Annotated in this window: 13 protein-coding genes; 2 read left to right on the forward strand and 11 right to left on the reverse strand. The window is 63.7% G+C overall.

Annotated elements, in window-relative coordinates:
* Positions 1 to 77 precede the first annotated feature (77 nt).
* The 10 genes from AC1DYJ_RS09350 to AC1DYJ_RS09395 all read right to left on the reverse strand — a co-directional run bounded on the left by AC1DYJ_RS09350 (position 78) and on the right by AC1DYJ_RS09395 (position 8,963).
* On the reverse strand, positions 78 to 959 hold the full coding sequence (locus AC1DYJ_RS09350; RefSeq protein ID WP_477280353.1) for an AAA family ATPase: 882 nt from the start codon (positions 957 to 959) through the stop codon (positions 78 to 80).
* Between the two features lie 8 nt (positions 960 to 967).
* Positions 968 to 1,972 (reverse strand): xanthine dehydrogenase family protein molybdopterin-binding subunit, encoded by a 1,005-nt coding sequence (locus tag AC1DYJ_RS09355; RefSeq protein ID WP_477280354.1) that lies wholly within the window; start codon positions 1,970 to 1,972, stop codon positions 968 to 970.
* Position 1,973: 1 nt separating this feature from the next.
* Positions 1,974 to 3,341 (reverse strand): xanthine dehydrogenase family protein molybdopterin-binding subunit, encoded by a 1,368-nt coding sequence (locus AC1DYJ_RS09360; protein ID WP_477280355.1) that lies wholly within the window; start codon positions 3,339 to 3,341, stop codon positions 1,974 to 1,976.
* Positions 3,342 to 3,353: 12 nt separating this feature from the next.
* Positions 3,354 to 3,836 (reverse strand): (2Fe-2S)-binding protein, encoded by a 483-nt coding sequence (locus AC1DYJ_RS09365; RefSeq protein ID WP_477280356.1) that lies wholly within the window; start codon positions 3,834 to 3,836, stop codon positions 3,354 to 3,356.
* Positions 3,837 to 3,897: 61 nt separating this feature from the next.
* On the reverse strand, positions 3,898 to 4,692 hold the full coding sequence (locus tag AC1DYJ_RS09370; protein ID WP_477280357.1) for an FAD binding domain-containing protein: 795 nt from the start codon (positions 4,690 to 4,692) through the stop codon (positions 3,898 to 3,900).
* 15 nt (positions 4,693 to 4,707) lie between these two features.
* Positions 4,708 to 5,151, reverse strand: a complete 444-nt coding sequence (locus AC1DYJ_RS09375) for an SRPBCC family protein (protein WP_477280358.1) — start codon at positions 5,149 to 5,151, stop codon at positions 4,708 to 4,710.
* A gap of 110 nt (positions 5,152 to 5,261) precedes the next feature.
* Positions 5,262 to 6,089 (reverse strand): helix-turn-helix domain-containing protein, encoded by an 828-nt coding sequence (locus AC1DYJ_RS09380; protein ID WP_477280359.1) that lies wholly within the window; start codon positions 6,087 to 6,089, stop codon positions 5,262 to 5,264.
* A 305-nt stretch (positions 6,090 to 6,394) separates the two neighbouring features.
* A complete protein-coding gene (locus AC1DYJ_RS09385; RefSeq protein WP_477280360.1) occupies positions 6,395 to 7,165 on the reverse strand; it encodes an SDR family oxidoreductase in 771 nt (256 codons plus the stop codon).
* Positions 7,166 to 7,203: 38 nt separating this feature from the next.
* On the reverse strand, positions 7,204 to 8,202 hold the full coding sequence (locus tag AC1DYJ_RS09390; RefSeq protein ID WP_477280361.1) for an ABC transporter permease: 999 nt from the start codon (positions 8,200 to 8,202) through the stop codon (positions 7,204 to 7,206).
* A 20-nt stretch (positions 8,203 to 8,222) separates the two neighbouring features.
* Positions 8,223 to 8,963 carry an ATP-binding cassette domain-containing protein gene (locus AC1DYJ_RS09395; protein WP_112560281.1) on the reverse strand — a complete coding sequence of 247 codons (741 nt, stop codon included), beginning with the start codon at positions 8,961 to 8,963 and terminating at the stop codon, positions 8,223 to 8,225.
* Positions 8,964 to 9,375: 412 nt separating this feature from the next.
* On the opposite strand from AC1DYJ_RS09395, the gene AC1DYJ_RS09400 reads away from it, so the two are divergent.
* Positions 9,376 to 10,365, forward strand: coding sequence for a sugar-binding protein (locus AC1DYJ_RS09400; RefSeq protein WP_477280362.1), 990 nt, complete (start codon positions 9,376 to 9,378; stop codon positions 10,363 to 10,365).
* A gap of 200 nt (positions 10,366 to 10,565) precedes the next feature.
* A complete protein-coding gene (locus tag AC1DYJ_RS09405; RefSeq protein WP_477281699.1) occupies positions 10,566 to 11,348 on the forward strand; it encodes a FadR/GntR family transcriptional regulator in 783 nt (260 codons plus the stop codon).
* A 49-nt stretch (positions 11,349 to 11,397) separates the two neighbouring features.
* Here the strand turns inward: AC1DYJ_RS09405 and AC1DYJ_RS09410 are convergent, their stop codons facing one another.
* Positions 11,398 to 12,336 (reverse strand): NAD(P)-dependent oxidoreductase, encoded by a 939-nt coding sequence (locus tag AC1DYJ_RS09410; RefSeq protein ID WP_477280363.1) that lies wholly within the window; start codon positions 12,334 to 12,336, stop codon positions 11,398 to 11,400.
* Between the last annotated feature and the right edge of the window lie 68 nt (positions 12,337 to 12,404).

The raw sequence follows: 12,404 nt of genomic DNA on the forward strand, positions 1-12,404 counted from the left end.
GGGGAGATGTCCGGCAGGACAGAGGGGGGCGCTGTCCCGCCAGCGTTGCGGAATGAACGGTGAGATGACGTCCCGGCTCACCCCAGCGCCTCCTTGACGATCCGACCCAACTCCGGCCCGATCGAGGACAAATCTTCCTCGTCCTTGATCAACACGCCGATGGCGCGGCGGAAGGCTTGGGGCCATGGGCTGCCGCCCTTTTCGAGAATGGTTGCCGCATTGGCCCATTCGACGGCCTCGGAGATGCCCGGCGGCTTGGCGAGTGGGCGGGCGCGGATTTGCTGCACGGCGTCGGCCACCGCACGCGCGGTCGCTTCGGCGACATCACCGGCGCGCAGCATGATGATCTCGGCTTCGCGCGCGGCATCGGGATAGCCGATCCAGTGATAGACGCAGCGCCGCCTGAGCGCTTCCGCCAGCTCGCGGGTGCGGTTGGAGGTCAGGATAACGATCGGCTGTGCTTCGGCGCGGATGGTGCCGCGCTCGGGGATGCTGATCTGAAAGTCGGAAAGGAATTCGAGCAGCAGCGCTTCGAATTCATGGTCCGAGCGGTCGATCTCGTCGACGAGAAGCACGCGCTGCCGAGGCGCACGCAGCACCTGAAGCAGCGGGCGGGCGATCAGAAAACGATCGTCATAGATATCGATCTCATGCTCGCCGGCATGGCGGATGGCGAGCAGCTGGCGCTGATAGTTCCATTCGTAGAGCGCATGGGCAGCGTCGATGCCTTCATAGCATTGCAGCCGCACCAGCTCGCGTCCGAGCAGTTCGGCGATCGCCTTGGCGGCTTCCGTCTTGCCAACGCCCGGCGCGCCTTCAAGAAGCAGCGGTTTGCCCAACCGGATGGCCAGGAAGATCGCGGTCGCCAGGCTGTCGTCGGCGAGATAGCGCGAAGCGGCAAGCCGCAATGCCACCGCCTCCGGTGAGGTCGCGACAGTCTCGGCATTCACCTCCGGCATCTCTGTCCTCAGTTCGCCGCTTGCGCCTTCAGCGCGCGCAAGATCCGCTCCGGCGTGATAGGCAGCGTGTCGATGCGCACGCCGACGGCGTCGAAGACGGCATTGGCCACCGCTGGTATCTGCGGGTTGGCGCACATTTCGCCCGGACCCTTGGCGCCATACGGGCCATCCGCTGAAGGACGCTCCAGCACAATGATCTCGGTCTGGGCGAGATCGCCGGGGCCCGGCATCAGATACTGGTTGAAGTCGGTGCCGCCATGGTCGCGGTTTGGGTAGTAGGGTTCGGTCGTCTCATAGAGCGCGTGGCTGATGCCCATCCAAGAGCCGCCAACCAGTTGCTGCTCGACCATTTTCGGGTTCAGCGCGCGGCCGATCTCAAAAATGTTCTTCACCGTCAGAACGGTCACTTCGCCGGTCTCGTCGTCGACCTCGACCTCGGCAACCGTGCAGGCATGGGCGTAGCAGGTCGATGGCTTCATCGCGCCGGTTTCCTTCTCTGGGTAGGAGCGCGGGATCAGGAACATGCCGCGTCCCGAAATCGAGCGGCCACGCTTGAAATGCGCCGACAGTGCGACATCGAAGATCGAGATCGATTTCTGCGGCGCGCCTTTCACGAGGATGTTGCCTTCACCGTCGGTTTCGAGGTCGGAGGCATTGACCTCCAGCTCTTCCGCCGCCACCTCCAGCATTACCTGGCGGGCTTCCTTGGCGGCCTGGATGACGGCATTGCCGGCGCGGTGGGTGCCGCGCGAAGCAAAAGTGCCCATGCAGTGCGGGCCGGTGTCGGTGTCGGCGGTGTCGATGGTGACGCGGTCGGTCGGCACGCCGATGGTCTCGGCGCAGATCTGCGCCATGATCTGCTTCAGGCCCTGGCCGAGATCGACCGAGGACAGCGTGACCATGAAATTGCCGGTCGGCGTCGAATGCACCAGCGCCTGGGTCGGGTCGCCACCGAGATTCATGCCTGTGGGATAGTTGATCGCGGCGACGCCGCGTCCGCGCCGGATCGCCATATCAGGCTCCCTTTTTGTAGGAGGACATCGCCATGTACTTTTCCGCCACTGGCCAGTTGGCGGCGCGCGAGGCTTCCTGCATGCATTCGATGAGGGCGGCGCCTTCGGTCGGCTGGCGATGCGCCTTCATGTCGCCGTCGCGGTAGGCGTTGATGAAGCGGAATTCGAGCGGATCCATGCCGATCAGCCGCGCCAGCTTGTCCATCTGTACCTCGAGCGCGAAGTCGCCGATGGTGACGCCGAAGCCGCGCATGGCCGATGACGGCGTGCGGTTGGTGTAGACGCAGTAAGTGTCGATCCAGACATTGGGGATCGTGTAGGGGCCGGGATAGTGTGCCGCGCCTTTCTGCGCGCCATAGGGCGAGTGGCGCGAATAGGCGCCGGCATCGGTGTAGCCGGTGACTTTTCGCGCGACGATGCGGCCGTCCTTCATCACGCCGTCCTTGATGACGACCTTTTCGGCGGCCCGTGGGGACGAGATCTGCATCTCCTCCTCGCGGCTGTAGATGAAGGAGACCGGGCGCCCGGTCAGCTTGGCGCCGAGGATGGCGATCGGTTCGACGATGACGTCGACCTTGCCGCCAAAGCCGCCACCGACCGTGCCGCCGACGAAATGCAGTTTGGAGCCCGGCATCTGCAGGATGATGGAGGCGTTGTCGAGAGTGAAGAACATCGCCTGCGTGTTGGTGTAGCAGGTGAAGCGGTCATTGCCTTCCGGGACCACAACGCAGCCGGTGGTCTCGGTCGGCGCATGCTCGATCGGTGAAGACTGGTAGCTCTGTTCGAGGATGTGGTCAGCTTCGGCAAAGCCTGCCTCGACATCGCCGAAGCGCACCTTGCGACACTCGCCGCTGTCGTAGAGATAATAGTTCTGGCCGTGATATTCGTTGACCAGCGGCGCGCCGGGTTTCAGCGCTTCCTCCATGTCGAAGACGGCCGGCAGCACCTCGTAGTCGACCTTGACCTTGGCAGCGGCCTCCTGCGCGGCGCGCTCGGTCTCGGCCAGCACGGCGACAACCGCCTCGCCCTTCCAGCGCACCTTGCCGTCGGCCAGCACCGTCTCGTCCTCCGGCCCGATCTGGATCAGGATCAGGATGGTGTAGACATTGTGCGGCACGTCCTTGGCGGTGAGGATTTTCACCACGCCGGGGTGCTTCGCCGCTTCCGACGTGTCGATCGAGCGGATTCGGGCGTGGTGATGCGGGCTGCGCACCATTTTCAGGTGCAGCATGTTGGGAAAGTTTCGGTCGGCGAAATAGGCGGTCTTGCCGGTGACATGGCCTGGCGAATCCAGACGCGGCCGCCCCTGGCCGATCTCGTGCAGGCCGTCCTTGCGCTGATCGGCAAAATAGTTTTTGCGCAGTTCCATTTCTTTGGTCCTTCAGGCGGCGTTCTGCGAATTGGCGCGGGCTGCGGTCAGCACTGCCTGGATGATCGGCTCGTAGCCGGTGCAGCGGCAGATGTTGCCGGACAGCGCCTCGACCACATCCTCGCGGCTTGGGTTGGGTGTGTGGTCGAGCAGCACCTTGGCGGCCATGATCATGCCCGGCGTGCAGAAGCCGCATTGCGTGGCGAAGGCGTCGAGGAAGGCGCGCTGCAGGGGATGCAGGACGCCGGCTTCGGCAAGGCCGGAAGTTGTGGTGATCGTCGCGCCGTTGCAGGCTTCGGCCAGCGTCAGGCAAGAGAGCTTCAGCTCGCCGTCGATGATGACCGAACAGGCGCCGCACGTTCCCTGGTGGCAGCCGCCTTTCGGCGAGGTGTCGCCGATCTTGTCGCGCAGCGCGTGCAGCAGCGTCGTGCCGCCTTCGACGAATTCGGCCTTCTCGGAGCCGTTGAGCGTGAACTGGACCGGGACCTTTGCCATTCTTCCTCCTTGCGCGCCTGCCCGGATGACCGGACAGACGCGCGCCCCCCAAACGGGTGTTTCAGGTCAACAGCAGCCGGCCGAGATGGACCGGCAGAACTTCAGCGCGATACCAGGCGCTGGCGATCGGGTCGGTGATGGGCGAGGTGCCTTGGCCGGCCACGGCGAGCGCCAATGCGATGCCGTCCCGGTCCAGCTTCTTGCCGATCAGGGCCTTTTCCGCCGCCTTGGCGCGTAGCGGCCGGTCGGCCATGCAGCCGAGTGCAATCCGCGCCGAGGACACGGTGCCGTCGCCGGCCTGGTCGAGCACCGCGGCTATGCTGAGCACAGAGACGCCCTTCGGCTTGACCCGCGACACCTTCAGGAAGCGGAAGTTTTCGGCCTTCGGAAGCACGAAATGCACCGACGTGACGATGGCGCGACTGCCGTCCCGTTTGGCCAGGAAATCCTCGATAGGCAATTCCCCGTTATCGGTGCCGACCGTCGCATCAAGGGCCAGCAGCGCCACAGCGAAATCGCCATAGGGCGCGGGTGCAAACAAATTGCCGCCGATGGTCGCCATGTTGCGGATCGCCGGGCCACCGACGGCGCGTGCGGCCTTGGTGAGCGCAGCAAGGCCGGGATGGCGGGCGATGGCGGCCATCGTCACCGACGCACCGATGCGGGCCTTTCCGTCGGTGACCTCGATGGCCGCAAGCGCCGGATCGGTGGAGCGGACAAGACTGAAGACCGAAATGTCGCCTTCATTGGCGGCGCGCACGACCAGCGTGCCGCCGCCGAGATAGCGGGTACCGGCCGCTTTCAGCGCAGCATTGGCGTCCCTGACGGTCGAAAAGGTCTGGAGTGCAAGCGCCATGGCAGGCTCCCAAGCTCAGCTTTGGCCGGAAAAATGGCTCTTCAGCGCATTGAAGCCGCCCTGAAAAACATTGGCGCCCATGCCGGCGGCTATCTTGTCGGCCTCTTCTGGTGCGGCGTCGAAGCTTGCGGTCCATTCGGCATAGGTGCGGTCGCCATCGGTCACCCGGCGCAATTGCAGCGTCGCCTTGTGGTTGGTCAGCGGCTGCGGCGTCTCGAGGATGGAGTAGCTGACGCGGAAGTTCTCGTCGGAAAAGTCGAGCAGTTTTTCACGAATACGGGCGCCGCTGGCGAGCTCGAAATTGCGCACGCAGCCAATGGTTTCGGCGCCCTTGCCGTCCTCGATATGGCTTTCGACCATACGCGGATGCCAGCCCGGAAGGCCGTTGAAGTCGCGAATGCGCGCCCAGACCTGTTCGACCGGCGCGTCGATGACGCTGGAGATGGTGACGGCAACCATATGATCTTCCCCTGCAAATCCAATGCGGAGAGGGTAGGTCGGCCGCTGGTGCCGCGCTTATCAATGGGTCTTGCGGCCCTATCAAGGAGTCTGAAAAACAGCCGTTTGGCTCAGGCCATCGCCCGCGCCGCCTCGCGGTAGAGCGTCGGCGGCACGCCGACATGGTCGCGGAAGAAGCGCGAGAAATTGCCCTGGGTGGTGAAGCCGAGATTGCAGGCGACCGAGATCAGCGGCTCCTGCGACCACTGCAGCTGCCGCACGGCTTCCTCCATGCGCAGCGTGTTCCAGTAGACATTGGGCGTCAGATTGGTCTGTTCCTTGAACAAGGCGAAGAAATGCGGCCGCGACAGGCCGACGCTGCGGGCCACATCATCGAACGAAATGCGTTCGCAGACATTGGCTTTCATCAGCTGGATCGCCTTGCGGACGCGGAAATCCTGCATGGTGTTGATGCGGATGCGCGCCTCCTGCGGCGCCGAGGCGTCGGCGGCGTCAAGCACGCTATCGATGAAGCGCTCGATCTCGTAGTTGGCGACGTCGTCGATGCTTTCATTGTCGCTCAAATGGTCGAGCAGGTTGGCGGCGGCCTGGTGCAGCCAGGGTTCGAGCGTGATCGCGGCCTGTGCAAACAGCGGCGCCGAGGAAGGCAGGTCGCGGCGCCGGCGCGCCCAGTCAGGATCGATGTAGAAGGCGAGGAACAGGCCCGGCCTGCCATTCTGCGACAGGACATGGCTGTGCGGCTGGAAGGAGTTGATCCCCGCGGCAATGCCGGGTCCCAACGCCACCGTCTCGCGGCCAATGGTCATCTCGCCGGCCGTGCCTTCCAGCCAGATAATGATGTGTGCTTCGACATGGGCATGGGTGACGAAGTCGCTGGCGACATTCAGGACAGAAACATGTCCGAACCGGCCCCAATAGAGCCTGATCGCGTCCGTCATGGGTATATCCTCCCGCAGACGACTGGCCTCCCTTCGCCTGCGCTGGGATTGTGCGGCTGAGTTCGGGCCGGCGTCAAGGCGCGAGGGGATTGGTGGGGTGGCAGACGGTCGATGGCGATGGATTTTCAGACTGAGCGATAGGGTTCTTCCTTCCCCCCTTGTGGGGGAAGGTGGATCGGCGCGACAGCGCCGAGACGGATGAGGGGTGTTCCAGCGGAGTGAGACGTTGGCGTTCCCTGAAACACCCCTCATCCGACCTCGCTTCGCGAGGCCACCTTCCCCCACAAGGGGGAAGGAAAAAACTGTCAAACCGAAGCCGTCATGCCACCATCGACGTAAAGCGTGTGGCCGTTGACGAAGGACGATGCGTCGGAGGCTAGGAAGACGGCGGCGCCGATCAGTTCGTCGACATAGCCCCAGCGGCCGGCCGGGGTGCGCTTTTCCAGCCAGGCGGAGAATTCCTGGTTGTCGACCAGCGCCTGGTTCATTTCGGTGCGGAAATAGCCGGGTGCGATGGCGTTGATCTGCAAGCCATATTTCGCCCAGTCGGTGCACATGCCGCGGGTCAAATTTCGGATCGCGCCCTTGGTTGCCGTGTAGGGCGCGATGTTGGGCCGGGCGAGTTCGCTCTGCACCGAACCGATGTTGATGATCTTGCCTTTGCCGCGTGCGATCATGTTGCGGGCGACGGCCTTGCCGGCATGGAAGGCGCCGGAGACGTTGGTCTTGAACAGCCGCTCCCATTGCTCCTCGGGAAAATCCTCGAGCGGGGCGCGAAACTGGATGCCGGCATTGTTGATCAGGATGTCGATGGCGCCGATCTCGGCCTCGATCCTGGCGACATCGGCACCGACGGCGCGAAAATCGGTCACGTCGAAGGTCGAGGCATGCGCCGTGAAGCCGGCTTCGCGTAACCCCGCCACTGCACCCGCAACCTTGCCGGCATCACGGCCGTTGAGCACCACGCTTGCGCCATGCTCGGCAAGGCCGCGCGCCAAGGCCAGGCCGATGCCCTGGCCGGAGCCGGTGATCAGCGCCAGCCGGCCGGTGAGGTCGAACAGGGATTTCGATGTCAAAGCAATGGCTTCCAGCGGAAAGGTTCAGTCCCGAAAAATCAGTCGTTGCGCCTGAAGTTGCGGATACGGTCGAACAGCACCGCGAGCAGGATGGCGCCGCCGATGAACACGCCTTGCCAGAAGGCATTGATGCCGAGCAGGCCAAGGCTGTTGCGGATCACTTCGATGAGCGCGGCACCGACAATGGCGCCGAAAGCGGTGCCGACGCCGCCGGCCAGATTGGCGCCGCCGATGACGGTGGCGGCGATCACCTGTAGCTCCATGCCGGTGCCGAGATTGGTGGTGACCGCACCCAGCCAGCCGGTCTGGACGATGCCGGCAATGCCGGCCGCCAGCGCCGAGATCATATAGACGGCGACCTTGATCTGCTTGACGGGAACGCCGGTCAGCGTCGCCGCATGCTCATTGCCGCCGATGGCGAAGATGTGGCGGCCGAACTTGGTCCAGCGCAGCGTGAAGCCGGTGATCAGCGCCAGCAGGATCATGTAGAGCACCGGGTTGGCGATGCCAAACACCCAGGCGCCGCCGCCCAGCGCGAGAAGCTTGTCGTGGTCCGGGCCGAACTGGAAGACGACGGTGTTGTTGGAGGCGACCATGGCAAGGCTGCGGGCGATCGACAGCATGCCGAGCGTGACCACGAAAGGCGGAAAGCCGAGATAGGCGATCAATATGCCGTTGAAGGCGCCGATGGCCAGCGCCGTGGCGATCGAGGCGAGGATGCCGACCTCGATCGAGTAGCCGGCATGCATGGTGACGGCCAGCACCATCGACGACAGACACAGCACCGAGCCGACCGACAGGTCGATGCCGCCGGTGATGATGACGAAGGTCATGCCGAGCGCAATGATGGCAACGAAAGTGATGTTGCGGGTGATGTTGTAGAGGTTTTTCTGCGTCGCAAAGGCGTCGGTGGCAAACGACAGGAAAATGCAGGCGAGGATGACGGCGATCACCACCCAGAAGGTCTGGCTGGCGAACATGCGCGAGAAAAAGCTGTGCTGTTTCTGCGCGATCGTCTGGTCAAGCGTGACTGCCATTGTCGACCTTTATCCCCTAATCAGACCTGTTCGATGGCGCCGGTGATCAGCCCGGTGACTTCCTCGGGCGAACTCGACGCGATCCTCTTGTCGGCGACTTTCCTGCCGCGCCGCATGACGATGACGCGGTCGGCGACGTCGAAGACGTCGGGCATGCGGTGGCTGATCAGCACGACAGCGATGCCCTGGTCGCGCAGATGGCGGATCAGGTTGAGCACTTCTGCGACCTGGCGGACCGAGATCGCCGCCGTCGGCTCGTCCATCAGCACGATCTTGGCTTGCGACAGCATGGTGCGGGCAATCGCCACCGCCTGCCGCTGGCCGCCGGACATCTGCTTGACCAGGTCGCGCGGCCGCGTCTCCGATTTCAGCTCGGCAAAAATCTGGCCGGCGCGCTTGTACATTGCGGCATAGTCGAGGATGCGGAACGGGCCGACGCCCCGGCGCAATTCGCGGCCGAGATAGACGTTGGCGGCGGCGGTCAGGTTGTTGCACAGCGCCAGATCCTGGTGGACGATCTCGATGCCGTGCTGGCGCGCCTCCACCGGCTTGTGCAGGATCAGCTCCTTGCCGTCCATCTGCATCGAGCCGTGGCTCGGGCGGAAATTGCCGGCGATCATCTTGACCAGCGTCGACTTGCCCGCGCCGTTGTCGCCCATCAGGCCGACGACCTGGCCCGGCTCGATGGACAACGAGACATCGTTGACCGCCTGGATGGCGCCGAAATGTTTCGAGATGTTGGTGAGTTCGAGAACCGCCACCAGCCTTCTTGCCTCCCCGTGCTTTGACCATCGGTTCTGCCCGCGGTCCTCGCTTGCCCAGCTCCTCCCGGGACAGCGATGTTGAATTGCATTTACGCAAATGACTGCATGGGCGTCAATCGGCAGGCGGAATCTAAAAATCCGTTTTGTAGGACAAATACCATTGACGTTGGCCACAAGCCGATATTAGCTGGATGGCGGAGGAGTAGCCTGCCGGTCCCATCCGGTTTGCCCATGGGATCAGCAGGCATCGGTGCTTGCCGGCCTTTTCGAGCCGGCTGACCGAACTGAAAATGCTTATCGACCTGGCCTGCCGACACGAGTGTTCGCATAACGATCCTCTGTCACCGCATTCCGGGTTGGTCTGTGTGGCGGGCACGCCGTGTCCGTCTGTTTCCAAGGGAGGACTGATATGAGGAAAACAGTTTTGCTCGCCGCCGTCGCCGCCATGGCGCTGGGCGCCGGGCCGGCTTTGGCCAAGAAGCAGCTCGTTATCGTGGTGAAAGGTCTCGACAATCCGTTCTTCGAGGCCATCCACCAGGGCTGCGAGAAGTGGAACAAGGAAAACGCCAGCTCGGAGTATGAGTGCTTCTACACTGGCCCGGCGTCGACTTCCGACGAGGCCGGCGAGGCGCAGATCGTGCAGGACATGCTAAGCAAGGCCGACACGGTGGCGATGGCGATTTCGCCGTCCAATGCGCCGCTGATCGCACAGACGATCAAGAGCGCCAATCCGACGATCCCGATCATGACCGTCGACGCCGACCTGGCCAAGGAAGATGCAGCCCTTCGCAAGACCTATCTCGGCACCGACAACTACCTGATGGGCAAGAAGATCGGTGAGTACATCAAGAAGGGCAAGCCGAACGGCGGCACCATCTGCACCATCGAAGGCAATCCGGCGGCCGACAATATCCTGCGCCGCGCGCAAGGCATGCGTGATGCGCTGTCGGGCAAGGAAGGCCTCGCGGCTCTGGCCGGCGAAGGCGGCTGGACTGAAGTCGCCGGCTGCCCGGTGTTCACCAATGACGACGGCGCCAAGGGCGTGCAGGCGATGACCGACATCCTCGCCGCCAACCCGAAGCTCGACGCCTTCGGCATCATGGGTGGCTGGCCGCTGTTTGGCGCCCCGCAGCCCTATCGCGACCTGTTCGGGCCGCTCAAGGACCGCATCGCCAGCAACGATTTCGTCATCGGCGCCGCCGACACGATCGGCGACGAAGTGGCGATCGCCAAGGACGGCCTGGTCACCGCACTGGTCGGCCAGCGGCCGTTCGAAATGGGCTACAAGGCGCCGTCGGTGATGATCGATCTCATCGAAGGCAAGGCCGTCGCCGATCCGGTGTTCACCGGCCTCGACGAATGCACCAAGGATACGGTCGACACCTGCATCCAGAAGTAGTTTGCGATACCGGGGCGTCCCTTCAGGGGCGCCCCGTCACTTCCCTCAGGGACAAGGACAGGCAGCATTGTCGGGGCGGCAGCTCCGGCTTTGACGGGCCCATGCGTCTTGCTTTCGGCCAAGACATCGGCTTTCGGCGACGCATTGGTGGGTTCGGACAATTCCGGATGGTTGCCAGCGACAGAGTGCCGATGCCGAAGATGCCGGACGACAAGCCAAGAAGCCTATCCGCCAGAACCGACGTGCACGCCAGCCCGGTGGCTACAACTGTTCGACGACCGGATATGGCGTGGAGCCCCGGATCGAGCGTGCATGGATCGCTGGCCAATGAAATTGGGCTTCGGATCGTGCGCGGCGACTATCCGCCCGGCACTATCCTGCCCAACGAAGCCAAATGGGCGGAAACCTTCAACGTCAGCCGCTCGGCGGTGCGCGAAGCGATCAAGATGCTGATGGCGAAAAGCCTTTTGGCATCGCGTCCGAAGATCGGCAGCTGGGTCGAGCCGAGGGAGCGCTGGAACCTGCTCGACCGCGATGTGCTCGCCTGGTACGCGACCTCGCCCGACCGGGAAGCCTTTCTGCGCACGGTACAGGAATTCCGCCACATCATCGAGCCGGAAGCAAGCGCCTTTGCCGCCATGCGCCGGACCGACGAGCAGATGGCCGAGATCAGCCAGGCCTGCCGCGAGATGGGCGAGGCATTGAGCCTGCAGCAGCGCATCCGCGCCGACACCCGCTTCCACATCGCCATATTGCGCGCCTCCGGCAACGATCTTTTGGTGCCGCTCGGCGTCCTGTTCGAGCAGGCGCTCGACCACCTTTTCGTCTTCACGACCATGCAGGTCGCCGACCAGCGCCACGCCCACAAACTGCACGAGGCGATCGAGAAGGCCATCCGGCTGAAACGGCCGGACGCGGCGCGGAATGCCGTGCGAAAGCTGCTGGCGAATACGGACGAGGGGATCGGCAACGCGCGGCGGTGAGGCGCTAATCTCCCCCACAAGGGAGGAGATCAGCTCGATGGCCAGCTGATCAAATCGTCTGCTTCTTGCCGTCCTTGCTTGGCATCAGATCGACGCCATTCACCTTGGCAATATGCGTGGCCAGCATCGGTACGAATTGTTCGGCCGGGCCGGTGGCGTGGGCTCCGGCGAAGGAGTTTTTCGTCGCATTGCCGAGCGGGTTGGCAATGCCGGCGGCTCCCGCCATCGATTCCAGATAGGTCAGGTCCTTGAAGGCGTTGGCGATGGTGAATTTGTGCGCGTCGCGGTCGCCCTCAAGCGTCCAGCGCATGAAGGTCTGGTAGAAGCCGCAATCCATGCGGCCATTGCGGATGACGCTGTCGAAACGTGGCGGCGAGATGCCGACCTTTTCGGCCAGCGCCAGCGCCTCGGAATAGATCGCGGCATAGCCCAGCGAGATGAAGTTGTTGAGCAGCTTCATGCGGTGGCCGTCGCCGGTGTCGCCGATATGGACGATGCGTCCCGCCCAGGTCTCGATGACGGGCTTCACACGCGCAAACAGCGCGTCGGGCGCGCCGACCATGGCATCGAGCGTGCCTTCCCAGGCTTCCTTCGGGGTGCGGCTCAGCGGCGCATCGACGAAATCGACACCGATCTCCTTCAGTTCGGCCGCCAGCGCTACGGTCGAGACCGGGTCGGAGGTCGAGCAATCGACGATGACCGAGCCCTTCTTCAGACCCTCCTTGAGCCCGCCGGCGCCGCGGATGATGCCTTCGACCTCGCGCGAGCCGGTGACGCAGATGAAGATGATATCGGAAGCCGCCGCCACCTCGCGCGACGTCGCCGCTTCCTTGGCGCCCCGGCCGATCAGGTCTTCCGCCGGCTTACGGTTCTTGCGGCCGAGGAAGGTCAGGCCATAGCCCTTGTCGACGATGTTCTTGGCGATGCCGTGCCCCATCAGGCCAAGGCCGATGAAGCCGATCTTTTCGCTCGCGGCAGTCGTGGTCATGTCTTGAAGTCCTGTTGCAATGATTGATATCTGGCGCCGCCGTTTTGCCCGCGAGGGTGGTTGCGGAA

The sequence above is a fragment of the Mesorhizobium sp. P2_B11 genome (assembly GCF_056404855.1).